23 protein-coding genes are annotated in these 22,032 nt (G+C 63.2%); 10 read left to right on the top strand and 13 right to left on the bottom strand.

Annotation, left to right across the window (positions count from 1 at the left end; translation table 11 throughout):
* The coding region (locus Mlute_RS15830) for a hypothetical protein (protein WP_220452060.1) at window positions 1-199 on the top strand (199 nt) is incomplete at its 5' end.
* Between the two features lie 25 nt (window positions 200-224).
* On the opposite strand, the gene floA is transcribed toward Mlute_RS15830, so the two are convergent.
* Both floA and Mlute_RS04130 read right to left on the bottom strand, forming a co-directional pair.
* Window positions 225-1,226: a flotillin-like protein FloA gene (gene floA, locus Mlute_RS04125; protein WP_119359487.1), complete on the bottom strand. Its 1,002-nt coding sequence runs from the start codon at window positions 1,224-1,226 to the stop codon at window positions 225-227.
* Between the two features lie 43 nt (window positions 1,227-1,269).
* Window positions 1,270-2,553, bottom strand: a complete 1,284-nt coding sequence (locus tag Mlute_RS04130) for an NfeD family protein (RefSeq protein WP_407942640.1) — start codon at window positions 2,551-2,553, stop codon at window positions 1,270-1,272.
* An 80-nt stretch (window positions 2,554-2,633) separates the two neighbouring features.
* Here Mlute_RS04130 and Mlute_RS04135 point away from each other — a divergent pair, with 80 nt between their 5' ends.
* Entirely contained in the window at window positions 2,634-3,449 is an 816-nt protein-coding gene (locus tag Mlute_RS04135; RefSeq protein ID WP_119359489.1) for a shikimate dehydrogenase, read from the top strand.
* Between the two features lie 7 nt (window positions 3,450-3,456).
* Here the strand turns inward: Mlute_RS04135 and Mlute_RS04140 are convergent, their stop codons facing one another.
* The 4 genes from Mlute_RS04140 to Mlute_RS04155 all read right to left on the bottom strand — a co-directional run bounded on the left by Mlute_RS04140 (window position 3,457) and on the right by Mlute_RS04155 (window position 8,537).
* Complete coding sequence (locus Mlute_RS04140; protein WP_119359490.1) at window positions 3,457-5,187, bottom strand: ribonuclease J; 1,731 nt, start codon at window positions 5,185-5,187, stop codon at window positions 3,457-3,459.
* Between the two features lie 74 nt (window positions 5,188-5,261).
* Complete coding sequence (gene pnp / locus Mlute_RS04145; RefSeq protein ID WP_119359491.1) at window positions 5,262-7,400, bottom strand: polyribonucleotide nucleotidyltransferase; 2,139 nt, start codon at window positions 7,398-7,400, stop codon at window positions 5,262-5,264.
* A 214-nt stretch (window positions 7,401-7,614) separates the two neighbouring features.
* Complete coding sequence (rpsO, locus tag Mlute_RS04150) at window positions 7,615-7,884, bottom strand: 30S ribosomal protein S15 (protein ID WP_119359492.1); 270 nt, start codon at window positions 7,882-7,884, stop codon at window positions 7,615-7,617.
* Window positions 7,885-8,291: 407 nt separating this feature from the next.
* Complete coding sequence (locus Mlute_RS04155; RefSeq protein ID WP_119359493.1) at window positions 8,292-8,537, bottom strand: helix-turn-helix domain-containing protein; 246 nt, start codon at window positions 8,535-8,537, stop codon at window positions 8,292-8,294.
* 126 nt (window positions 8,538-8,663) lie between these two features.
* Between Mlute_RS04155 and efp the strand changes: the two genes are divergently transcribed.
* The 5 genes from efp (at window position 8,664) to Mlute_RS04180 (ending at window position 12,545) form a co-directional block, all read left to right on the top strand.
* Entirely contained in the window at window positions 8,664-9,218 is a 555-nt protein-coding gene (gene efp, locus Mlute_RS04160) for an elongation factor P (protein ID WP_119359494.1), read from the top strand.
* A 168-nt stretch (window positions 9,219-9,386) separates the two neighbouring features.
* Window positions 9,387-9,872, top strand: coding sequence for an acetyl-CoA carboxylase biotin carboxyl carrier protein (accB, locus tag Mlute_RS04165; RefSeq protein WP_119359495.1), 486 nt, complete (start codon window positions 9,387-9,389; stop codon window positions 9,870-9,872).
* 12 nt (window positions 9,873-9,884) lie between these two features.
* A complete protein-coding gene (gene accC / locus Mlute_RS04170) occupies window positions 9,885-11,228 on the top strand; it encodes an acetyl-CoA carboxylase biotin carboxylase subunit (RefSeq protein ID WP_119359496.1) in 1,344 nt (447 codons plus the stop codon).
* A 36-nt stretch (window positions 11,229-11,264) separates the two neighbouring features.
* Window positions 11,265-11,891: a zinc metalloprotease gene (locus tag Mlute_RS04175; RefSeq protein ID WP_119359497.1), complete on the top strand. Its 627-nt coding sequence runs from the start codon at window positions 11,265-11,267 to the stop codon at window positions 11,889-11,891.
* A 6-nt stretch (window positions 11,892-11,897) separates the two neighbouring features.
* On the top strand, window positions 11,898-12,545 hold the full coding sequence (locus Mlute_RS04180) for a site-2 protease family protein (protein ID WP_182482473.1): 648 nt from the start codon (window positions 11,898-11,900) through the stop codon (window positions 12,543-12,545).
* Here the strand turns inward: Mlute_RS04180 and rsfS are convergent.
* The 4 genes from rsfS to rplU are packed head-to-tail and all read right to left on the bottom strand — an operon-like array spanning window position 12,540 to window position 14,778.
* Window positions 12,540-12,881 (bottom strand): ribosome silencing factor, encoded by a 342-nt coding sequence (gene rsfS / locus Mlute_RS04185; protein ID WP_119359499.1) that lies wholly within the window; start codon window positions 12,879-12,881, stop codon window positions 12,540-12,542. The two genes, Mlute_RS04180 and rsfS, sit on opposite strands and share 6 nt — an antisense overlap.
* 6 nt (window positions 12,882-12,887) lie before the next feature.
* Window positions 12,888-14,138, bottom strand: a complete 1,251-nt coding sequence (gene obgE / locus Mlute_RS04190; RefSeq protein WP_119359500.1) for a GTPase ObgE — start codon at window positions 14,136-14,138, stop codon at window positions 12,888-12,890.
* A 51-nt stretch (window positions 14,139-14,189) separates the two neighbouring features.
* The gene (gene rpmA, locus Mlute_RS04195) at window positions 14,190-14,462 is read right to left on the bottom strand and encodes a 50S ribosomal protein L27 (RefSeq protein WP_119359501.1); all 273 of its coding nucleotides are present in this window, start codon (window positions 14,460-14,462) and stop codon (window positions 14,190-14,192) included.
* Window positions 14,463-14,472: 10 nt separating this feature from the next.
* The gene (gene rplU, locus Mlute_RS04200) at window positions 14,473-14,778 is read right to left on the bottom strand and encodes a 50S ribosomal protein L21 (RefSeq protein WP_119359516.1); all 306 of its coding nucleotides are present in this window, start codon (window positions 14,776-14,778) and stop codon (window positions 14,473-14,475) included.
* A 179-nt stretch (window positions 14,779-14,957) separates the two neighbouring features.
* Between rplU and yqeK the strand changes: the two genes are divergently transcribed.
* The gene (gene yqeK / locus Mlute_RS04205) at window positions 14,958-15,506 is read left to right on the top strand and encodes a bis(5'-nucleosyl)-tetraphosphatase (symmetrical) YqeK (RefSeq protein ID WP_119359502.1); all 549 of its coding nucleotides are present in this window, start codon (window positions 14,958-14,960) and stop codon (window positions 15,504-15,506) included.
* A gap of 5 nt (window positions 15,507-15,511) precedes the next feature.
* Window positions 15,512-16,738: an LCP family protein gene (locus Mlute_RS04210; RefSeq protein ID WP_119359503.1), complete on the top strand. Its 1,227-nt coding sequence runs from the start codon at window positions 15,512-15,514 to the stop codon at window positions 16,736-16,738.
* On the opposite strand, the gene rodA is transcribed toward Mlute_RS04210, so the two are convergent.
* On the bottom strand, window positions 16,723-17,805 hold the full coding sequence (gene rodA / locus Mlute_RS04215; protein ID WP_119359504.1) for a rod shape-determining protein RodA: 1,083 nt from the start codon (window positions 17,803-17,805) through the stop codon (window positions 16,723-16,725). The genes Mlute_RS04210 and rodA overlap by 16 nt on opposite strands.
* Before the next feature lie 210 nt (window positions 17,806-18,015).
* On the opposite strand from rodA, the gene smpB reads away from it, so the two are divergent.
* Window positions 18,016-18,447 carry an SsrA-binding protein SmpB gene (gene smpB, locus Mlute_RS04220; RefSeq protein ID WP_119359505.1) on the top strand — a complete coding sequence of 144 codons (432 nt, stop codon included), beginning with the start codon at window positions 18,016-18,018 and terminating at the stop codon, window positions 18,445-18,447.
* Window positions 18,448-18,453: 6 nt separating this feature from the next.
* Here the strand turns inward: smpB and hisS are convergent, their stop codons facing one another.
* Window positions 18,454-19,734, bottom strand: a complete 1,281-nt coding sequence (hisS, locus tag Mlute_RS04225) for a histidine--tRNA ligase (RefSeq protein ID WP_119359506.1) — start codon at window positions 19,732-19,734, stop codon at window positions 18,454-18,456.
* Window positions 19,735-19,769: 35 nt separating this feature from the next.
* Complete coding sequence (locus Mlute_RS04230) at window positions 19,770-21,932, bottom strand: diguanylate cyclase (protein WP_245958841.1); 2,163 nt, start codon at window positions 21,930-21,932, stop codon at window positions 19,770-19,772.
* Between the last annotated feature and the right edge of the window lie 100 nt (window positions 21,933-22,032).

Below are 22,032 nucleotides of genomic sequence, written 5' to 3' on the forward strand. Positions count from 1 at the left end.
TTACTGGGCCTGCTCTTCCTCTTTTTCTTCATCATCCTCCCAGCGCTCCAGGGCCTCCTGCGGCGGACGGCTGCGTCCTCTCGCCCGGGAGAGGAATCTCGTCTGGCTCAAAGTCGGGGGGTATCTGCTGCCCCCGCCGCAGGAGGCCCTGGAGCGCTGGGAGGATGATGAAGAAAAAGAGGAAGAGCAGGCCCAGTAAGTCGTCTAAACCCATAAACCTCCCCTTAGCGTGTTCCGCTGGTGCCCGAACCGCCCTCGGGGATGTTGCCGCTGCTGGCTCGGCTGATGGACTCCCGCATATCCGTGTCGGCCTCTATGTTCTTGAGCTGGTAGTAGTCCATCACCCCCAGGCGCCCGCTCCGCAGAGCTTCGGCCAGCGCTAGGGGGACCGCGGCCTGGGCCTCTACCAGCTTGGCCCGCATGGCCTCTACTAAAGCGGCATTTTCCTGCTCCAGAGCCACCGCCATGGCCCGGCGCTCCTCGGCCTTGGCCTGAGCGATCTTTTTATCCGCCTCGGCCTGGTCGGTGCGAAGCTGAGCGCCGATGTTCTTGCCCACGTCTACCTCGGCGATGTCCACAGAGAGGATCTCAAAGGCCGTACCCGCGTCTAGGCCTTTGGCCAGCACGGTCTTGGAGATGCGGTCGGGCTGTTCCAGCACCATCTTGTGGTCTTCCGATTGGCCGATGGAGGCCACGATGCCCTCACCCACCCGGGCCACGATGGTTTCCTCCCCAGCCCCCCCCACCAGGCGGTCAATGTTGGCCCGCACGGTGATGCGGGCGGTCACCAGGAGTTGGATGCCGTCTTTGGCCATCCCAGCCACCGTGGGGCTGGTGATGACCTTAGGGTTGACCGAGAGCTTGACCGCCTCCAGCACATCCCGACCGGCCAGGTCTATAGCCGCAGCCCGATCAAAGTTGAGCTTAATCCCTGCTTTGTCCGCAGCAATTAGGGCGTCTACCACCCGGTCTACGTTTCCTCCGGCCAGGTACTGCGCCTCGAGCTTGGCGGTTTCCACCGGGATACCCGCTTTGAAGGCCTTGATCATGGGGTTCACAATTTTGGCCGGGGGGATCCGGCGGAAGCGCATGCCCACCAAAGAGGTGAGGGGCACGTTGACCCCAGAGAAGAGCGCGGTGATCCAAAGGGGCACCGGGACCAGATAAAAGAAGAGAAAAACTGCCAACAGCGCGATACCGGCTAGGATTAAAGCACCTATCTCCATGGAGTCCTCCTAAGGTCTTGCGGCTTAGCCTACCAGATATTGCCTAGCCCTCCACCTTGCGCACCACAACCCTTGGACCTTCCACCTGGATTACCCGGATGGTCTGCCCTCGGTCAATGAACTCCCCTAGGGTGACCACGTCCACCCGCCGGTCGCCGAACTGGGCGGTTCCAGCCGGACGCAGGTCGGTGAGCGCAGTGCCGATAGCCCCCAAAAGGGACTCCAGCTCGTTCTTTGGAGGAGCCACTTCTTCTACTGCGCTGCTCAGCACGAAGGGGCGGGCCACCCGGCCTTTGGGTAGGTAGCGGAACATCAGGAAGAGGCCCACCGCCAGCCCGATGATGGCGTAAGAGCCCACCTGCAGGGCCTCGTCCCCGAAGGTGAAGTAGATGGAGGCCCCAATCAGTCCGAGCCCCAGCAGGCCGGGGATGCCGAAGCCCGGGGTGACGAAAAGCTCAAAAGCCACCAGGAGCAGCCCGGCGAAAAGCAGGATGATGGTAAGGGCGCTGGAGAGCCCGGCCAGGTACCCTCCCAGGAAGAAGAGCCCCAAGGAGGTGAGGCCGATGATGGCAGGAATGAAGGTTCCCGGGGTGAAAAACTCCAGCACCAGCCCCAAGACGCCTACCGCCAGCAGTATGGCGGCGATGGTGGGGTCGGTGAGGAAGCGGGCCACCCGCACCTGGGGGCCCGGCTCGAGGGTTTCTATTTCGCTGCTGAAGCCCGCTTTCTCTAGGGCCGCCCGTAGGCTCGCCACCTCGGCGTCGGCCACCTTGAGCTCTACCGCTTTTTTAGCCGAGAGGGTCAGCGGCTCGCCTTTGGTGGTGATGCCCCGCACCTCTACCTCGGGGTCCACCATGGCCTCCGCGATGTTGGCTGGCCGCCCGCGGGCCTCGGCCACCGCACGGAACTTGCCTTTGAGCGCGGAGATAACCTTGCGATCGGCGGGGTTGGTGTTCTCCACCACCGGCGTAACCGTGATCGGCAGCGCTGCGCCGATGTTGGAGCCGGGCAGCATCATAATCTGCTGGGCAGCCAGTGAGATTAGGGCCCCCGCGGAGAAGGCGTTTTCTATCACTGCCAAGGTAGGCACGCTGGAGGCCAGAATGCGGTCGGTGATGCGGATGGCGGCGTCTACCCGCCCTCCAGGGGTGTTGATGCGGAAGACCACCCCGCTGGCCCCCTCCCGCTCAGCCCGCGCCAGCGACTGCTCCACGAAGGTCGCCAAAGGTCCGTCAATGGTCCCCTCAATGGGGACGACATAGGTTCGCGCCTGTGCCAGGCCGGCAAGCAACAGCAAGGCGAAAATTAGGTTTCTCACCAGCTTTATCTTAGCAAGCCGAGCTGGTGGGAGTGTAAGGTGGGGGCGGCTGCCTGGGCAAGCCTACCTTGGTGGCGTAGAATCCTCCTGTGAAGCTGGGTTTGATAGGCTTTCCTTTGCGCCACACGGTCTCCCCGGCCATGCAGGAGGCGGCCTTGAGGGCGGCGGGGCTTCGGGGTTCCTATCGGCCGCTGGAAACCCCCCCGGAGGGATTGAGGGATCGGCTTCAGGAGGTGCGGCGGGAGTATACAGGGGTCAACGTCACCATTCCCCACAAGGAAAGCGTGCTGGATTGGATTGATGCCATGAGCCCGGAGGCTCGAGCCATCGGGGCGGTGAACACCATACAGGTAAAGGACGGCAAATTAATCGGCCACAACACCGATGCACCGGGGTTCATAGCTGCCTTGGGGGAGGCCGGCGTGGTGTACCGGGGGAAGAGGGCCCTGGTCCTAGGGGCTGGGGGTGCTGCCCGGGCGGTGGTCTATGCCCTGCGGGAAGGAGGGGCCTACGTGGGCGTGCACAACCGCAGCTTGGAGCGGGCCCAGGCCCTTTGCCGGGACCTGGGGGCCTACCCGGTTACCGAGGCTGACCTCGAGGCCGCGGTGGAGGGCTGCGACCTCTTGGTCAACGCTACCAGCGTGGGGATGAAAGACCCCCATGCCTCTCCCTTGCCAAGGGGGCTTTTGCCTCGCTGGGGAACGGTGGTGGACATCGTCTACAACCCCCTTCAGACCCGCCTTTTGCGCGAGGCGGCCGAGGCCGGGCTGCCTACCTTAGGGGGGGTGCCCATGCTGGTCTGGCAGGGGGCCTTGGCCTTTGAACTGTGGACTGGCCGCAGGGCCGATGTGGAGGCGATGTATCAGGCTGCCCTGGCGGTGCTTGAGGGCCCCTCTAGACTGTGAGGGGCCTTTAGCCTTGTATCACGATGGGCAAAATCACCGGGTTTCGGCCGGTGTTCTTGGCGATGAACTTCTTGACCGGGTAGTAGATGTCGTCGCGGATTTCCTCCAGGCGCTTTTTCTCCCGCATGCCCCGGTGGAGAGAGTCTAGGGCCATCCTCCGCACCTCGCCCAAAAGCCGCTCCCCAGCCTTCACAAAGCCCTTGGAAATCACCTCTACCAGCGGGTCGCGGCTCACCAGCGCGGTGATGACCACCACCCCTTCAGCGGCCATGTGGTTGCGGTCCTCCAGTATCTCGTCGGTGATGTCGCCCACCCCCAGGCCGTCCACGTAAAGCTGCCCATGGGGTACCTTTCCGTCAAACTCAATGTGGTCGGAGCTGAGCCGGATGAGACGGCCGTTTTCCGGGATGAGGACCTTTTCCGGAGGGTTGGGCAGACTTTCCGCCAACCACTTGAAGTTGACCTGGTGCCGTACCTCGCCGTGCCAGGGCAGGAGGAAGCGGGGCCGGGCCAGGTTCAGCACGGTTTTTAGCTCCTCGTGGCTGGCGTGGCCCGAGGCGTGAACCTTGTAGCGGGGCGGGTAGAACACGTAGGCCCCTAGGGCGTACAGGCGGTTAATCATGGTGTTCACCGCCTCCTCGTTTCCGGGAATGGGGCTGCTGCTCAGGATGACCGTATCCCCCTCTTTGATGGCGATTTTGGCGTGGTTCCCCGAGGCCAGGCGGGATAGGGCGGCCTCGGGCTGGCCCTGGGAGCCGGTGGCGATGACCAGCACCTGCTCATCCGGAAGGTCTTTGATTTCATCTAGGGTGTAGAAGCGGTCTTTTTGCTTGAAGTAGCCCAGCTCGAGCGCGATTCGCGCGTATTTGAGCATTGAGCGTCCTTCCACCGCGATTTTCCGCCCATACTTTTCCCCTGCGCTGACCACCGACTGGATGCGGTGAATGTGGGAGGCGAAGGTGGTGACGAAGATGCGCCCCTTGGCCGCACCGATGACCTTGTCCAGCTCCTCGGCCACCTCGCTCTCGCTGGGGGTGGTGCCAGGCCGCTCGCCGTTGGTGGAGTCGGCGATTAGGCAGAGCACCCCTTCAGCCCCGGCCTGAGCGATCTTTTCCAGGTGAGAGGTCTGGCCGTCAATGGGCCGCGGGTCCAGCTTGAAGTCGCCGGTATGGACGATTTTGCCAACCGGGGTGTGGATGACCATCCCAAAGTTGTCGGGGATGGAGTGGGTCATCCGGAAGAGGTCTAGAAGGAAGTAGCGACCGATGCGGATGCGGTCGTCTGTGGAGACCTCCTTGAAGTTGTACTCGCCCGGATTGATGCCAAATTCCTCCAGCTTTCCCCGGACCAGGCCCAGGGTGAGCCGGGCCCCGTAGATCGGCACTTTGGGGAGCTGCGGGAGGAGGTAGGGCAGGGCCCCGATGTGGTCCTCGTGTCCGTGGGTGAGCACCCATCCTTTGATCAGGTCCTTGTTTTGGATCAGGTAGTCAATCCGAGGGATGACGATGTCCACCCCCAGCATGTGCTCGTCGGGGAAGGCCAGCCCCCCGTCAACGACGAACACCTCATCTTCGTAGCGGAACACGGTGATGTTTTTTCCAATCTCTCCGGTCCCGCCGAGAAAGACGATTTCAACAGACCCACCCGGCTTGCCTAGGAGGATAGGTTCCTTGGGTTTTGGCCGGGGTTGCCGGCGGCGCGGCCCCCGAGGACGAACGGCGTTGGAACTCTCATTCATGTTTTCTCCTGCGACGACCCCGGAACGGCTTGCCCCGAGGAGGCATAACTGCGCGAACGCGCGCGGCCTGTAGACTAGCGTTTGGCCGGGCGTCGGGGCACGATTCCTTCCAGCTCCGGTCGGATGAGGTCAACCCGCCCCTGCTCGTCAATGCTGTTGACTTTGACCCGCACCTTTTGGCCGAGCTTTAGCACATCCTCCACCCGTTCTACCCGCCCTTTGGCGAGCTGGCTGATGTGAAGGAGACCGTCCTTGCCCGGCAGGATTTCCACGAAGGCCCCGAAGTTGGTGATCCGGGTTACGGTGCCCTCGTATATCTCACCCACTTTGGCCTCCGCGGTGAGGCTTAGGATGCGCTTTTTGGCCTCTTCAGCAGCGGCGGCGTTGGAGCTGTAGATGCGGATGGTACCGTCTTGCTCAATGTCAATCTCCACCCCCAGCTCCTCGAGCTGACGGATGTTCTTGCCGCCAGGGCCAATGATGAGCCCGATTTTTTCCGGGCTTACCTTGAGCGCGAGGATGCGCGGCACATGGGGCTTCATCTCGGCGCGGTGGGTGGGGAGGGCCCGTTCCATAAGCTCCAGGATATGCAGCCGGGCTTCGCGGGCTTGGTAAAGGGCTTGGCGCATCAGTTCGGGAGAGAGGCCCTTGATTTTGATGTCCATCTGCAGCGCGGTGACCCCATCGCGAGTTCCGGTCACCTTGAAGTCCATGTCGCCCAAGGCATCTTCCAACCCCAGGATGTCGGTGAGCACCACTGCCCGTTCTCCTTCCTTCACCAACCCCATGGCCACCCCGGCCACGTGTTTTTTGAGCGGTACCCCGGCGTCTAGAAGGGCCAAGCAGCCCGCGCAGACCGTGGCCATGCTGGAAGAACCGTTGGACTCCAGCACATCCCCCACCACCCGGATGGTGTAGGGGAACTCCTCTTGGCTGGGCAGCACTGCCTTGAGGCCGCGCTTGGCCAGGTTGCCGTGCCCTACCTCTCGGCGGCTTACCCCGCGCAGCCGCCGCACCTCGCCGGTGGAGTAGGGGGGGAAGTTGTAGTGGACCAAAAAGGGGTCTTCGGTCTCAATGCCCAGGTCGTCCACGAGCTGGGCGTCCTGGCCGGTACCCAGGGTCACCACCCCCAGCACCTGCGTTTCACCCCTGGTGAAGAGGGCTGAGCCGTGGGCCTTGGGCAGGACGTCGGTCTCTATCCAGATGGGCCGCACCTCCTTAGGGGTGCGTCCGTCTGCCCGGCGGTTTTCCTCTAGGATAAGGCGGCGCAGCTCTTTGCGGATCACCTCATCAAAGGCCCCGGACACCTGCTTGCGCCGCAGGGGGTCTACCGTGCCGTCCTCAGCGGGGGGGGCGAACTCCTCTACCAGCGCTTGGGCGAAGGCCTCCAAAGCCTTGGAGCGCTCGCCCTTAGAGGCGGTCTGCAGTACGCTGGAGAGGCCCTTTTCCATGGCTCGCTGGTAGAGGGCGGCCTGGGCTTCGGCCTCGAGCCCGGCGGGAGGGGTAAAGGAAAACTTTTCTTTGCCCAGCTCGCTGCGCATCTGCTCCTGCAGGGCCAGGATGGGCTGCATGGCTTGGTGGGCGAACTCCAAGGCCTCCACTAGCTTATCCTCCGAAACTTCCTGGGCGGCGGCCTCTACCATGATGATGGCGTCCTTGGAGCCAGCCACCACCAGGTCAAGCCGGCTTTCCTCCTGGGCGGTAGGGTTCAGCACCAGCCGGTCGCCCTGCAGGCCTATCCGAACCGCTGCGATGGGGCCTTCCCAGGGGATGTCGGAGAGCATCAGGGCGGCACTGGCGGCGATGGGACCCAGGATGTCCGGGGTGTTTTCCTGGTCGGCTGAGAGTACCGTGATGATGACCTGCACCTCGTGTCGGAAGCCCTTAGGGAAGAGGGGGCGGATGGGCCGGTCGGTTAGGCGGGCCGATAGAATGGCCTTTTCGCCGGGCCGGCCCTCCCGACGCATGAAGCTACCGGGGATACGCCCTACGGCGTAGTGGCGCTCCTCAAATTCCACCGTGAGGGGTAGAAAGTCGGCCTCAATGGGGTTCTCGGAGGCCTGAGCGGTGGCCATGACCACGGTGTCGCCGTAGCGTACCCAGACCGAGCCCGAGACCTGTTTGGCGTACTTTCCTGTTTCGATGCTCAGGGTGCGGCCCCCCAGCTCCACGCTGTAGCGCTTGCCTTGGGGTACTGGACTGGCTTGATTCATGGCGGCTCCCAATAGCCCAGATTATGCGCTGGGCGCGCATTGTTTTCATCGCTCTAACTTGTTCTTGCCTGGCCGGCTTTGCACGTTGCCCGTGCTGCATACGATCAAAACCGCTTTCCTAACACCAAGACACCAGCGGAGCCATACCCCGGCCCCGCCTACCTTGCTAAGTCCATTGTACATGAAAATCCCCGGGGGCAACCCCGGGGCTTTTTCACTTGCGGAGACCTAGCTTCTCAATGAGGGCCTTGTAGCGCGCCTCATCTTTTCTTTCCAGGTATCGCAGAAGCCGCTTGCGCTGACCCACCAGCATGAGAAGGCCCCGCTTGGCGGACATGTCCTTTTTGTTGGTGGTCAGATGGGCCGAAAGGCGGTTGATGCGCTCGGTCAGAAGAGCCACCTGCACCTCGGTAGAGCCAGTATCGCCGGGCTTTTGCGCGTGCTGCTCAATGATACGGGCTTTTTCCTCACTAGTAAAGGGCATTTTTCACCTCGCCAGGCAAGCCTTAGCTGACTCGCCAAGGCTCCCTCAAGCCCTTACCGGGCCAACTAAGTATAGGGTGGCCCTTTGCTTGGGTCAAGCGGGTGTAATCGGTCAGCCCATTTGGGATGACCGACGATTCCTACCGACCCTGTGGGGAAACTGCTGGGGGAGAGAGGCGAACACGGAGGGAAGCGGCGTTAGTCAATACACAAAGCCCTCGAGCCTCCGGCTAACCCGAGCCTCGGGAGGGATCCCAATGAAAAAGTGGATTTGGACTGCTGTTTATCGGGGTTGTCTTGGCGCAGGTGGCCAGCCTGGCGGAGAATATTCGCGGCTATGCAAGCTGGACGCAGGTGAATGTGAACAAAATCAACACCGCCGGCGCCCACCCCTTACCTCGAGGGCTTTTAGCTTGACCCGGTAACGGCCCCGGGTCCCCTCCACCAGCCCCAGGCTGCGCAGCTCGCCCAGGTATGGGTGACCGTTACCCGGGTGGTGCCGCACATGGCGGCCAGTTCTTCTTGCTTGAGCTCCATGGGCAAGTCGCGCCAGGGCGAAAAGTCGGGCAGGCCGAAGCGCCGGGCCAGCCAGGCAAATGCCTGGCCAATGCTGACCATGACCAGGATGTAGACCTCGCGGGGAAGCCGACGCACCTGCCCAGTCTAATCGCTCTTGGCTTAGCACCCCTCGAGGTGGCTTGGGATTGAAACCGGAGGGATGCCTTCGGTATCCTAGACCTCTGGTTTTCCCCATTCTTTGGGGATGGTCAAGGAGGCTGAATGATCAGCGTAACCGACCTGCGCAACGGTACCAAGGTGAAAATGGACGGTGCCCTCTGGCAGTGCATTGAGTACCAGCACCAGAAGATAGGCCGGGGTGGAGCTAAGGTGGTGGCCAAGTTCCGCAACCTCGAGACGGGCGCCATTGTGGAGCGTTCCTTTAACTCGGGTGAGAAGCTCGAGGACATCTATATTGAGACCAAAGACCTGCAGTACCTTTACCCCGAAGGGGAGGAGCTGGTCTTTATGGACATGGAGACCTACGAGCAGTTCCATGTGCCCAAGAGCATCTCCGACTCTACCCGCTTCCTCAAAGAGGGCATGGTGGTCCAGGGGGCCATGTACAACGGACGGCCACTAGAGATAGTGCTGCCGGCTTCGGTGGAGCTTAAGGTGGTGGATACCCCGCCAGGGGTACGGGGCGACACCGTTTCGGGGGGCAGCAAGCCGGCCACCCTCGAGACCGGAGCCGTGGTGCAGGTGCCCCTTTTTGTGGAGCCCGGCGAGGTGATCCGGGTGGATACCCGCACGGGGGAGTACCTAGGCCGGGCTTGACCGGATTTGCCCGACCTGAGGAGGCCGACCTTCCGGCGGCCGCCTTTGGGTGGTGGGTGGGGTTCGCTTGCTCCCCGACGGGCTTCGGGCTTTAGCTTCCGGCTTTGGCCTTATACTTCTATAGGCTGGCTTCTGCAAAGCGAACCTTAGCCCTTTTTGGAGGCAGTCATGAATGCAAAGGAGCTCAAGTCCATCCTCCAGGCCCTGCAAGACCACGAGGTTTCGGAGCTTACCCTGGAGACCCCCGACTACAAGCTCACCATCAAGCGCGGGCCGGAGGTGCAGTACGTGGCCCCGCCGGCCCCGGTGCCCCAGAATCAGCCGGTGCCCCAGGCGGCCCCGGTTGTCCCTCAGGCTCCAGCTGTTGAAGCGCCCCCCCCCAAGGCCGAGCCCCCCAAGGAGGAAACTGGAAAGTACGTGGAGGTCAAAGCCCCCATTGTGGGCACCTTTTACCGGGCTCCTTCTCCCGACGCCGAGCCCTATGTGAAGGAGGGGGATACCGTGAAGAAGGGGCAGGTGCTCTGCATCATTGAGGCCATGAAGCTCATGAACGAGATTGAGAGCGAGGTGAGCGGCGTGGTGCGGAAAATTCTGGTGCAGAACGCCGAACCGGTGGAATACGGGCAGGTCCTCTTCTTGATTGAGCCTGCCTAACGCGGAGCGGCTATGTTCAAGAAGATCATGGTGGCCAACCGGGGCGAGATCGCCCTTAGGGTGCTTAGGGCAGCCCGCGAGCTGGGGATTAAGGTTGTGGTGGCCCACAGCGAGGCCGACAGCCAGTCGCTGCCGGTATTGCTGGCCGATGAGGCCATCTGCATTGGGCCGGCCCCCTCGGCGCAGAGCTACCTCAATATACCCAACCTCCTTTCAGCGGCGATCATCACCGGGGCGGAGGCGATTCATCCGGGGTATGGGTTTTTGGCCGAGAACCCTCAGTTTGCTGAGATGTGCCGTGATCACGGCATCGTTTTTATAGGTCCTACCCCGGAGTCCATGTATAGCCTAGGCTCCAAAGCGGGAGGGCGAGAGATCGCGGCCAAGTCCAACGTGCCTACGGTGCCTGGAACCGGCGTGCTCCAGTCGGTGGAGGAGGCCCTCGAGGCGGCCGAGGCCATCGGGTACCCTGTGCTCCTCAAGGCCAGCGCGGGTGGGGGAGGGCGAGGGCAGAAGGTGGTGCGCTCGCCCGATGAGATGAAGACCGCCTTTGCCCAGGCCCAGGTGGAGGCCCAGAACTACTTTTCCGACCCTTCGCTCATCCTGGAAAAGTACGTAGAACTCTTCCGCCACGTAGAGGTACAGGTGATGGGCGATGGCAAGGGGCACGTGGTACACGTGGGGGAGCGCGATTGCTCGGTGCAGCGGCGCAACCAGAAGCTCATTGAGGAGGCCCCCAGCCGCCTAGAGGAGCCCTTGCGCCAGGAGATTCTGGCCGCTGGGGTGCGCCTGGCCAAGTACGTCAACTACCAAGGGGCCGGCACCTTGGAGTTCATCGTGGACCCCGAGGGGAACTTCTACTTCATGGAGATGAACACCCGCATCCAGGTTGAGCATACCGTTACCGAGATGGTCTCGGGGCTGGATTTGGTCAAGCTTCAGATTAAAATCGCTGCCGGTGAGCCTTTTACCCTCCAGCAAAGCGATATCCAGCTAAGGGGCCATGCCATTGAGTGCCGCATCAACGCCGAGGACTACGAGAAGGACTTCCGCCCAAGCATTGGCAAGGTAGAGACCCTACACTTTCCTGGCGGACCTGGAGTGCGGGTGGACTCCCATCTCTACGCCGGTTACAGCATCCCACCTCACTACGATTCCCTAGTGGCCAAGCTGATCGTACACGGTGAGAGCCGGGAGGAGGCCATCGCCCGGATGCGCCGGGCCCTCTCCGAAACTGTGATTGAGGGCCCCGGCCTAAAGACCACAGTGCCCTTCCACCTCAAGGTGATGGACAACGCCTTCTACCAGCGGGGGGTGGTCTACACCAACTTCGTCGCCACCCGCTTGTTGGACTGATTTTGGGCGGGGGGATTCGTATAGACTGGTGGCAGCATGTTTTTCTTTGAGCTTCTTGGCAGAGACTCCCTGGCCTACTTGGTGGCCTTTGCTGGGGGCGCTTTCGGTTTGGTAATTCACAACCTATTTCAGGCCTATCTAGCCGACCGTTATAGGGACACCGAGCCCCGCCGGTACGGTTTTTTGACCCTCGAACCCAGGGTACACCTGGACGCTTTGGGGCTTCTGTTCCTGGCCCTTTTGGGCTTCGGCTTTCCCCGGCTGGTGCCTTGGCGGCTTTTCGGGTCAAAAGGGGCCCAGGTGGCCCTGATGGGGCCTTTGGGTTTTTTTGTGGCCGCCTTTTTGTACATCCTTCTAGGGCGGCTCCTGGAGCCCCTAGGACCGGCCACCTCGAGCCTTGCCCTGGGCCTGCAGGTGGCGGGCTCGCTCATGATAGGCCACGCGGCGGTCTTCCTGTTCCCGGTGCCGCCTTTGGATGGGGCCCGGGTGGTCTATGCGGTGGGCAGCGCGGAGGCCCGGCGCTTTATGGACCAGCTTCAAAGCTACGGGTTCTTGGGGTTCTTTGTGATTTTTCTGGTGCTCAACCTCACCGGGGTCCTCCCGGCCATTCGGGCGGGGCTAAGTGGCCTTTTGAACGGCCTGTTCTCGGCCATGGGGCTATAGATGGGGTTGATATCCCTGCTGCAAAGCGACCCGCTGGCCTTTTTGTTGGTGGTGCTGGCGCTGGCTTTTTCGCTGGCCCTGCACGAGTGGGGCCACGCGGCGGCGGCGCTTTGGATGGGCGACCCCACCGCCAAGGAGCAGGGTCGGGTAACCCTAAACCCCCTTCGCCACCTCGACCCCATTGGCTCCCTCCTGGTTTTGCTGGTTGGGGTGGGCTGGGCCAAACCGGTGCCCGTCTATCCCCCCAACTTCCGCCACTACCGGTTGGGGCTTTTTGTCGTTTCGGTGGCGGGGATTGTCGTAAACCTTCTGATCGCCACCGCACTGGCCCTTTCCCTCCGGTACTTGCTCGAGGCTGGCCTGCTGCAAAGCCCGGGGGCCTTCCTTCGGGGCTTGGTGCAGGCGCTCGCGGTGGCGGCCAGCGTTAACCTTGTCTTGGCGGTCTTCAACCTGTTGCCCATCCCCCCTCTGGACGGCTCTAAAATCCTGCAGAGCTTTCTCCCTCTGCGCTGGCACCCTTTTGTATGGCGGCTCGAGCGCAACCCCACCTATGCGGTGGTGGCCCTGCTCCTGCTCCTCACGGTTTTCCGCCAGCCCCTAGGGGAGCTGCTCTCATGGGCCCGCGAGGGGTTTTTTGGGCTGTTTGGGCTATAGCCTCTTGGCATCGGCCCAGAAGCCCTCGAGGTCGTAGTACTCCCGTGCTTCTGGGCTCATCAGGTGGACCAGCACTGGGCCGTAGTCCAGAAGGACCCAGCGAGGGCTGGGCCCCTCCACATGGTCGGCTCGGAGGCCCTGGCTTTGCAGCCTCTCCCGCACGGCCCGCTCCAAGGCTTGCAGATGGGGCTGGGAGGTCCCGGTGGCGATTACAAAGTAGTCCAAGGTGTCGGAAACCTCCCTCAGGTCAAGGGCCACCACGTCCAGGGCCTTTTTGTCCTCTAGGGCTTCTTTGATCTCGGCAATCAGAGTTAGGGCATCCAGGGTTTTGACCATTCCCACCTATTCTACCTCAGGAATGTACTCAAACTCGTGGGCCCCAAGGCGCACCATGTCGCCGGCCCGCACCCCGTGGGCTTTCAGGACTTGCTCTACCCGGTAGCGTCTGAAGAGCTCCTGGAGGTAGCCTGCGGCCTCCATCAAATCCCCTCTAATCCGGTTGAGATGTCGCTCAAGCTGGGGGGCTTCCAGCGCAAACACCCCCTCGGCCACCCGGGTCACCCTAATCTCCTCGCTGGGGGCAGGCTTTGGCCGGGGCTGCTCGAGCCGCGGCCTCGGGGCGGCCTTGACCATAGCGAAAAGGGCTTCTACCAGCTCCGGAAGCCCTACTTGGCTTGCGGCGGAGATGGCCAGCACCGGCAGGCCGCTTCGGGCTAACTGGGCGAGGTGCTCCTCCACCTCTTTGGGGCCCAAGAGGTCTATTTTGTTCAGGGCGATGAGGGCCGGCCGGGTGAGCAGCTCGGGGTTGTAGGCCCGCAGCTCCTCCTGAAGGGTGCGCAGGGCTTCTGCCGGTCCTTCGGTTCCGTCCAGCACGTAAAGGAGGACCCGGGTGCGGGCGATGTGCCGCAGGAACTCTAGCCCCAGCCCCCTTCCCTGGGCGGCCCCTTCAATGATGCCGGGGATGTCGGCGATGGTTAGCCGTTCCAGCTCCCGCTCGATCACCCCCAGGTTGGGGGAGAGGGTGGTGAAGGGGTAGCTGGCGATCTTGGGGTGGGCGTGGGTAAGGGCAGCGAGCAGGCTGCTTTTCCCTGCGTTGGGGTAGCCCACCAGGCCCACGTCGGCTAGGAGCATCAGCTCTAGGCGCAGCCTGCGCTTTTCTCCCGGTTCTCCCGCCTCGGCGAACCGAGGGGCCTGGCGGGTGGGGGTCACAAACCGAGGGTTTCCAAAGCCGCCCCGCCCCCCTCGAGCCGCCACAAAGGTCTGCCCCTCCTCAACCAGGTCGGCCAGCAGCTCTCCAGTTTCCGCGTCGTAAACCCGGGTGCCCCGAGGTACCTCTACCACCAGGTCCTTGCCCGAGCGGCCGGATAGGCCCTTGCCCATGCCGTGCTGCCCGTTCTCGGCCTTGTATATCCGCTTGGACAGGGTGGAAAGGGAGTCCACCTCGCCCCGGGCCCGCAGGATGACCGAGCCTCCATCGCCCCCATCGCCTCCGTCGGGACCGCCTTTGGCGATGTACTTCTCCCGCCAAAAGCTGATGCAGCCGTCGCCCCCGCGCCCGGCCTCTACCTGGATTTCCAGGACATCCCTGAACATAGAAAACAAAGGCTGAAAGCCGCTTCCGGCCTTCAGCCCGGTTGGCGCCCCTTAGCTTAGCTGGGCGGATTCCAGGGGCCTGACCCGCACAAAGCGCCCCATCCGCCCCTTGTCGGCGAACTCCACCACCCCGTCCACCAGGGCGAAGAGGGTGTAGTCGCGCCCCATGCCCACCCCGGGACCGGGGCGGAACTTGGTACCGCGTTGCCTTACCAGGACGTTCCCGGCGCGGACCACCTGCCCTTCAAAGCGCTTAACCCCCAGCCGCTTAGACTGGCTGTCGCGCCCGTTTTTGGTTGAGCCTAGACCCTTTTTGTGTGCCATGCCTGCCTCCTTAGGCGCGAATCTCCTTCACCACAATCTCCGTATAGGGTTGCCGGTGGCCGCGCTTGCGGCGGTACTGGACCTTGGCTTTGAACTTGGCCACCACCACCTTCTTGCCCTTGCCGTGGCCCACCACCTCGGCCACCACCTTGGCCCCCGGGACAGTGGGGGTTCCAATCACGGTTTTCTCGCCGCCCAGCATGAGGGCCTCAAACTCCACGGTTTCGCCGGGGTTGGCCTCGAGCTTCTCCACCCGCAACCGGCTGCCGGCCTCGGCCCGGTACTGTTTTCCACCGGTTTTGATGATTGCGTACATGCTACACTCTCCAAAAAAACCAAAAAGCTCGGGTGTGAACCCAGCCATCTGAAAACTATAGCCTTTTCCAGCGCTTGGCGCAAGGGTGTTGGAAATTTCCAAGGGATGCTGGTAGGCTGCTAGCCGGTAGGCGTGTTCCTTCTTTTCGGAGGCAGGAATTGACCAACCCGGTTGCAGCTATGGACTTTTTGGAAAGGGTGCGCCAGCGGGTGAAGCCCGAGCGGTTTGCCCACATCCTGCGGGTGGCTGAGTTGGCCGCCGCGATCGCTCGAGCCAACGGCCTGGACCCGGACAAGGCTTATTTGGCGGGAATCCTGCACGACGCCGCGCGCGACCTGAGCCCTGAAGAACTCGTCCTGCTGGCGCCGCCGGAGAACGAGGTGGAGCGCCGGCACCCCTTGGCCCTGCACGGCCGCGCCGCTCGGCGGATGGCCCAGGAGTGGGGCGTTCAGGATGAGGAGGTACTGGAAGCGATTGAAGGCCACGTGTACGGCGTGGACCCCGCTCAGGGAATTGGCATGGCCCTCTATGTGGCCGATGTTTCTGAGCCAGGCCGGGGGGTCAACCACGAGATTCGGCAGCGGGCCTTAGAGGGTAGGCTGCTGGAAGCCTATCAGGAGGCTGTGGCCTGCAAGGTGAATTACCTGCAGAGCAGGGGCATAGAACCACACCCGCGCACCCAGGCGGCCTACGCAGCCTTGCAGGGCCCGCCCTTCCCTAAAGCGTAGCCGCTATGGCCTGGGTGCGCCCAAAAGGTTCAACCCCTCGTCTTTCCCTTTTGCTCCTTGGTCTGGCCTTGCTCCTGCTGGCCGCCGCCCTGGCCTATGGGCCCCGCCTCCAAGAAGCCCAGGGGGCTCCTTTGGTCCTTTCCCAGGACCTCCCCAAGGAGCTGAGCTTGGTGGTGGCTGCGCGCGACACCGAGTACTGTGGCTACCACACCCCTTGCGGGCCTGGCCGTCGGACCGACACCATCTTCTACCTTCGCCTTCAGGGAGCTGAGGCGACCTTGGTGGCTATTCCACGTGACCTGTACTACCAGGGGGAGACCCCCAGCGGGCCTTTTGCTGGAAGAATTAACGCGGTCTACGAGCGAGCTGGCCCAGAGGGACTGCGCTGGGCGGTGCAGGAGCTTTTAGGTGTGCCGGTGCCGCACTACCTAATTCTCACCTTTGATGTGGTGATGCGGCTGGTGGACGCGGTGGATGGGGTAGAGGTGGAGCTGCCCTACCCCATGCGCTACACCGACCGGGCCGCGGGGCTGTACATAGATTTTCCCGCTGGCCGGCTGCACCTAAACGGCAAGGACGCAGTTAAGTACATGCGTTTTCGCCGCTGGGAAGGGGCCGACCTGGGCCGAATAGACCGGATTAAGGAGGTCTTGCAGCAGGTGGCCCAGAAGGCCCAAAGCCCCCGTTACTGGCCCCGCCTGCCAGGGGTGGCGGCTTCCCTTTGGGCCTCCTTGGAGACGAACCTCTCGTTGGCCCAGGCGCTGGAGCTCCTTCCGGGGTTGCGCGGGGTGGTGCTGCGCAGCGCTACCTTGCCCACCCTCGAGGAGGGCCCCTACCTTGTCCCTGACCCCGTGGCCATGCCCGCTTTCACCTCGGCCCTGCTGGGCTACCGTGCCGACGCTGAGGCCATGGCGCGGCTGGTGCAAGCTGAGGCCCTGGGGCTTAGGGTTCTTTTGCTGGACCAAAGCGGTGCGGGCCTAGGGGCGCGTTTCCGGCAGGGCTTCCTCGAGCTAGGCCTTTCCCCTCCGGAGATGCGCCTGGCGGGGCCTGGGGGGCAGAGCCGGGTCCTGGTGCAAAGTGGGGTTTCCGTCGTGGGGCGTGAATCTCCAGCCCTTCTGCTGGCTAGAGACCTGGCCGACCTGCTGCACCTGCCCTTGCAGACCCGCTTGCGTCTGGAGCCTGGTGGCTACAGCGTGGTGGTGGTTCTTGGAACCGATTACGCCTCCCGGTAGCGGTCTCGGTGGATCAGGAGGGCCAGCCCGAGCCCCAGGTAGACCATCAGCAGGCTGCTGCCGCCTTTGGACACCAGGGGGAGGGTGAGCCCGGTGACCGGGGCCAGGCCCAAGGTTACCGCGACGTTGACCGCCACCTGGAAGGCCAGCATGGAGAGTATACCTGCGATGACCAGCCGGTCTTCCATGCGCACGCACTCGGTGGCCATCCGGCCCAGCCGGAAGAAGAGCAGCCCGTAAAGGAAGAGCAGCCCTGTGGCCCCCACGAAGCCCCACTCCTCGGCCAGCACGGAGAAGATGAAGTCGGTTTGCCGCTCTGGGACGAAGCCCAGTTGGGTCTGGGTACCAGCCCCGAAGCCTTTTCCGGTAAGCCCGCCTGAGCCGATGGCGATGGTGGACTGAATTTGCTGGAAGCCTTTGCCCCGCGGATCTTTGGAGAGGTCAAAGAGAATTTCCACCCGTTCTCGCTGATAGGGGCTTAAGTTGGGCCAGACCACCGTGGGCATCAGGGCTGCAGCAACGGCCAGCCCTACCGCGATGTGCCGCATGGGCATGCCCCGTACGAAGAGCATCCCCAGCACCCCCGAAAGGAGGACCAGGGTTCCGCCCAGGTCCGGCTGGATGAAGACCAGCCCCAGCACCGGGGCCGCAATGATGGTCGGCAGCAGGTAGTCGGTCAGCCGCTCCAGCGGGCGCAGCCCCAGCACCCGGGCCAGCACCAAAACCAGGCTGATTTTGGCCACCTCGCTGGGCTGGAAGCTGGCCGGCCCCAGGTCAAACCAGGCCTTGGCCCCGTTAATCTCACGGCCCACGAGCAGGACAAGGATAAGCAGCCCGATGGAAAGGCCGTAAAGCGGAAAGGCCCAGGAGAAAGCCTGCCGTCTTGGGAGAATTTGCACCAGGACTCCTAGGGCCACGGCAATGGGAAAAGCGACTACCTGTTGGGTCCACACCGCTTTGCTCGGGGCAGCGCTGTAGAGGGTGACCAACCCCACCAGGTTGATCAGCAAGACCAGGCTGATGAGGACCCAGTCGTAGGCGAGCACCGGAACCCTAGGCAGCGTCACGGCTTTAGTCTACATGGGGAGTGGTAGACTTTTCCGGGAGGTTGTTATGGACGAAGCCATTACCATAGCTGCGGCGGTGGTCATCGTGCTTCTTTTGTTGATGTTTGTTTTCCTGGTTAAGGATAAGGGGCTTCCCGACAAGGACCACTAGAGGTGTAGTAGATTTTTTTCACGAGCGGGTAAAATCGTGAACAATATCACGTAAACACCATGGCCGGCCTCGAGAACCGCAAAGCCAGGCACGACTACGAGGTTCTGGAAACCTTTGAAGCCGGGCTAGCCCTAAAGGGCAGCGAGGTAAAGTCCATCCGGGCCGGTCGGGTGGACTTTACCGGTACGTTTGCCCGCTTCCAAGGCGACGAACTCTTTTTGGAGAACCTCTACATAGCCCCCTACGAAAACGGCGGCTACACCAACCACGAACCCAGACGCTCCCGCAAGCTGCTGCTGCACCGCAGGGAGCTGGACCGACTAAAAACGCGGGTGGAGCAAAAAGGGCTTACCTTGGTGCCTCTCAAGATTTACTTCAACGAGAGGGGTAAGGCCAAACTCCTCTTGGCGCTGGCTCGAGGCCGCCGCGACTACCAGAAAAAAGCGGAGGACAAGCGGCAGGCCCTACAGCGGGCACTCAGGGAGATTTAACTTGGTCTATCGTGGCCCCTCAAACAGGCTGTGAAGCTGAAGCGGCTCGAGCTCCCTCTGCTCACCGGTAGGCAGGTGTTTGAGGGTGACCACCCCTTTGGCCCGCTCATTCTCTCCTAAAAACCCGACGTACTCCACCCCTCTCCTTAGGGCTTCCTCCAGGGCTTTGCGCGGGTTTTTGGGAACGTACCCAATCTCCACGAAGGCCTTGGGCCGGAGCTGCTCGGCCAGGACCAGGGCCTCAATCTTGGCCGCCTCGTCCAGAGGGGCTAGGTAGAGGATAGGGGAGGGGTCGGGGGGGATGGCCACCCCTTCCTGTTCCAAAGCGAGGGCTACCCGCTCAACACCGATTCCAAAGCCCACCCCAGGCACCCGGGGACCCCCCAGCATCTCCGAAAGCCCGTCGTAGCGGCCCCCACCGCCTAGGGCCGACTTGGCCCCAACGTGGGCATGGTGCACCTCCCAGGCCGTGCGGACGTAATAGTCCAGCCCCCGCACCAGGTTGGGGTCTATCGTGTAGGCCACCCCCAGTCGCTCCAAGTAGCGGCAGACCTGCTCGTGAAAGGCCTGGGCCTCCTCTCCTAGGAACTCCAGCATCGGCTTGACCCCAAGCTCGGCCAAAACCGCCTGGTCTTGCTCGTCCTTAGAGTCCAGAATACGCATGGGGTTGGCCTCCAGGCGAGCCCTTGATTCGGGTGAAAGCCGGTTGGCGTGGGGTAGGAGCAGCCCCCGCAGATACTGGTTGTAGCGGGCCCGGTCCTCTGGGTCACCCACCGAGCCCAGACGGAGCTCAAAGTTCTGGAGCCCCAAGGCCTTGTAGATGCGCACCATAAGCGCAATGGCCTCGGCATCCAAAACGGGGTCGGCCAAGCCCAGGGCCTCGTAGTCCACCTGGTGGAACTGGCGGTAGCGGCCCTTTTGCGGCCGTTCCCCGCGAAAAATGGGACCCCAGGTGAACAGCCGCACCGGCTGGGGCCAGACCTTCATGCCATGCTCGTTGTAGGCCCGCACAATAGCCGCGGTCGGCTCCGGGCGCAGGGCCAAAAGCCGCTTGCCCCGGTCTTCCAGCACGAACATTTCCTTTTTGACCACGATGTCCGAGGTAGAGCCGGCACCCTTTTGGAAGACCTCCAGATACTCAAAGATGGGGGTGTGGATCATCTGGGCCCCGGCCCCCCGCAGCACCTCTTCGGCGGTCTTCACAATGTAGCGAAAAACCGGTTCGCGGAATGGGTATTCCTTAGCCTGGGGAAGGATGTCGCTGCTTCCAGAAACCGCCTTCAACATGGGCCTCATTCTAAGCCGGGGCTCCAGTTAGGAGGCTAGGTGGACGCCCGCTTGTCCGCGTACATCCGGTCGTCGGCCAGGCGCAGCAGTCCTTCGGCGTCCTGGGCCTCCTGGGGGAAGGTAGCCTGCCCCAGGTTGGCCGAGAGGCAGATACCCTCTAAACAGACCTGGGCAATGGCCGCGAGCAGCCGCTGCCCGACCGCCAAGGCCCCCTCGGCATCGGTCTGAGGCAGCAGCACCGCGAACTCGTCTCCCCCCCAGCGGAAGACCATGTCCCCAGCCCGCCCCTTCTGCAAAAGTACCCGGGCCACCTCCCGCAGGGCCCGGTCACCAGCAGCGTGGCCGAGTTGATCGTTGATGGGCTTGAAGTTTTTGAGGTCAATGACCAGAAGGGAGATGGGATAGCGGTAGCGGCGGGCCCGCTCCACCTCCTCCTTGAGCCTGAGGTCGAAGGCCCGGCGGTTGTACAGCCCGGTAAGCCCGTCGGTCAGGGCGGCTTTTTCCAAGGCTGCGCGGCTTTGCAGCTCGTGGACTAGTGTAGCGATGGGGGTGGCAAACAGCCGGGCAGCGGCCAAGGAGTCCTCAGCGAAGGCCTGGGGGTCCTGGCTGTCCAGGTTGAGGTAGGCCAGCACCCGGCCTTGGTGAGCTACCGGCAGGCAGAGGTTAGCCGCAAAGCCTGCCTGGCCGCTGTCCTCAGCGCGGATGCGGGGCGCCCCCTCCAGGGCCCGGGTCGAACCCTCGGCGTACCACTCGAGCATATCTCCCTCACCCTGCCGCGCCTCGCAGTCCCAGACCTCGCCTATCGCCGCGCGGCAAGCGTAGGCCTCCTCCTCCCATATCCAAAGGCTCCCCGTCTCGCTACCGGGGACCAGCTCCACCGCGGCCTCGAGGATGCGCTGGTAGACCTCCTGCGAAGGGTACGACCAGGCCTCGGTGAGCAGCCGGTTAATTCGTTGGTGCAGCTCATCTTGCAAAGCCCGCTCCAAAGCCGAGCTAAAAATCCGTTCCACCCCCAGCAGAATCTCCTTACGGCTCCGCGTCCAGGCCAGTCGGCCGCGGTGCCCCAGCACCAGCACCACCCGACCCTTTGTGGCGTCGCGGGTGTGGACCGGGTAGGCTACCAGGGTCTCAAAGCCGAGCTGTTTGAGCTCCGGCAGGGCCTCGGGGTGGGCGCCGTAGTCCTCGGTGAAGAAGGGCATGCCGCTGTGGTAGGCCTGCCAGGCCAGGCCCCGCGGGCGGGCAAGCCGGCGGGCCAGAGGGGCCAGGGTGGGGCGCAGGTCTTGGGGGATCTCCCAAGCCACCCCCTGCAGCATCCCCCGGCGGTGCTGAAAGACCACCCCGCCCTCCATCCCCAAAGCGGGCATCAGGCTTTGCAGGGCCGCTTGGGCCACCTCACGCTTGTCGTGCGCGGCGGCCAGCCGGTCGGCCACTTGGAGCAAAAGCCGGCGCAGCTCGAGGTCGTGCAGGTGCTCGAGCTGCCGCCCGATGGTCTGGGCCAGCCGGGCGAAGAGCTCCAGCTCTTCGGGCCGCCAGGCCTCGCTCCGGACAATCTGCAAGACCGCCACCGGCTCCTCCCGCGCCAAAATGGGTAGCGCTAGCTCGTAGGGCCTGCCCCCGCCGGGAAGCCAGGCGATCCTCGTGGGCTCGTGCCATACCGGGCGGCGCTCCCGCAGGGCCCGCTGGGCCAACTCGCTCGGGGCCTTTGGACCCTCCTCCAGCGGCTCAAGCCGATCGGCACCGCTGTACACCCAGATATGAAGCTGGCTGTTCCGAAGCAGCCGCGAGAGCAGCCGGGGCAGCTCGCGTAGGAGCTGGTGGCGCTCAAAGAAGCGCGGCACCACCTCCAGGCCCTGCAAAAAGACCTCCTGAATCTGGGCCAGTTGCTTGGCCCGGCGGTGGGCCCGGCGCAGGCTTTCCCCCACCAGGTGGGCCAGGTGGGCCGAGAGAAAGAGGATGAAGCCCATGACCAGGTAGTCCTGGAGGCTCGAGCGAAAAAAGTGCAGCCCGGCCACCGAGGCCGCTGCTGCTAGGAACCCAGGACCCGGCCCGTAGACGCTGGCGGTGATGGCGGTGAAGAACATCATCCAGGGCAGGGCGTAGACGCCGGCCATACCCAGGCTGTAGACCGCCACCATGGCTGCCAGCGAAAGGACTAAAACGGCAGGGTAGGGTATGACCATAAGCGAGGCCCGCTGCACCAGCTTGGCACTACTTTAGCAAATCAAGCGCGGGGCCGGCCGCTGACCCGGCCGCCAAAGCTGGACTGGGGTACATGTAACGCCAGAAGGGTGAAATCCC

Source organism: Meiothermus luteus, from assembly GCF_003574085.1.
In the GTDB taxonomy this organism is placed as follows: Bacteria; Deinococcota; Deinococci; order Deinococcales; family Thermaceae; genus Meiothermus; species Meiothermus luteus.

Bases quoted from the DNA above. Each gene is read 5' to 3' on its own strand.
- floA (WP_119359487.1), bottom strand. From the start codon at position 1,226: ATGGAGATAGGTGCTTTAATCCTAGCCGGTATCGCGCTGTTGGCAGTT.
- Mlute_RS04140 (WP_119359490.1), bottom strand. From the start codon at position 5,187: ATGAATGAGAGTTCCAACGCCGTTCGTCCTCGGGGGCCGCGCCGCCGG.
- pnp (WP_119359491.1), bottom strand. From the start codon at position 7,400: ATGAATCAAGCCAGTCCAGTACCCCAAGGCAAGCGCTACAGCGTGGAG.
- rpsO (WP_119359492.1), bottom strand. From the start codon at position 7,884: ATGCCCTTTACTAGTGAGGAAAAAGCCCGTATCATTGAGCAGCACGCG.
- efp (WP_119359494.1), top strand. From the start codon at position 8,664: ATGATCAGCGTAACCGACCTGCGCAACGGTACCAAGGTGAAAATGGAC.
- accB (WP_119359495.1), top strand. From the start codon at position 9,387: ATGAATGCAAAGGAGCTCAAGTCCATCCTCCAGGCCCTGCAAGACCAC.
- accC (WP_119359496.1), top strand. From the start codon at position 9,885: ATGTTCAAGAAGATCATGGTGGCCAACCGGGGCGAGATCGCCCTTAGG.
- Mlute_RS04175 (WP_119359497.1), top strand. From the start codon at position 11,265: ATGTTTTTCTTTGAGCTTCTTGGCAGAGACTCCCTGGCCTACTTGGTG.
- rsfS (WP_119359499.1), bottom strand. From the start codon at position 12,881: ATGGTCAAAACCCTGGATGCCCTAACTCTGATTGCCGAGATCAAAGAA.
- obgE (WP_119359500.1), bottom strand. From the start codon at position 14,138: ATGTTCAGGGATGTCCTGGAAATCCAGGTAGAGGCCGGGCGCGGGGGC.
- rpmA (WP_119359501.1), bottom strand. From the start codon at position 14,462: ATGGCACACAAAAAGGGTCTAGGCTCAACCAAAAACGGGCGCGACAGC.
- rplU (WP_119359516.1), bottom strand. From the start codon at position 14,778: ATGTACGCAATCATCAAAACCGGTGGAAAACAGTACCGGGCCGAGGCC.
- yqeK (WP_119359502.1), top strand. From the start codon at position 14,958: ATGGACTTTTTGGAAAGGGTGCGCCAGCGGGTGAAGCCCGAGCGGTTT.
- Mlute_RS04210 (WP_119359503.1), top strand. From the start codon at position 15,512: ATGGCCTGGGTGCGCCCAAAAGGTTCAACCCCTCGTCTTTCCCTTTTG.
- smpB (WP_119359505.1), top strand. From the start codon at position 18,016: ATGGCCGGCCTCGAGAACCGCAAAGCCAGGCACGACTACGAGGTTCTG.
- hisS (WP_119359506.1), bottom strand. From the start codon at position 19,734: ATGTTGAAGGCGGTTTCTGGAAGCAGCGACATCCTTCCCCAGGCTAAG.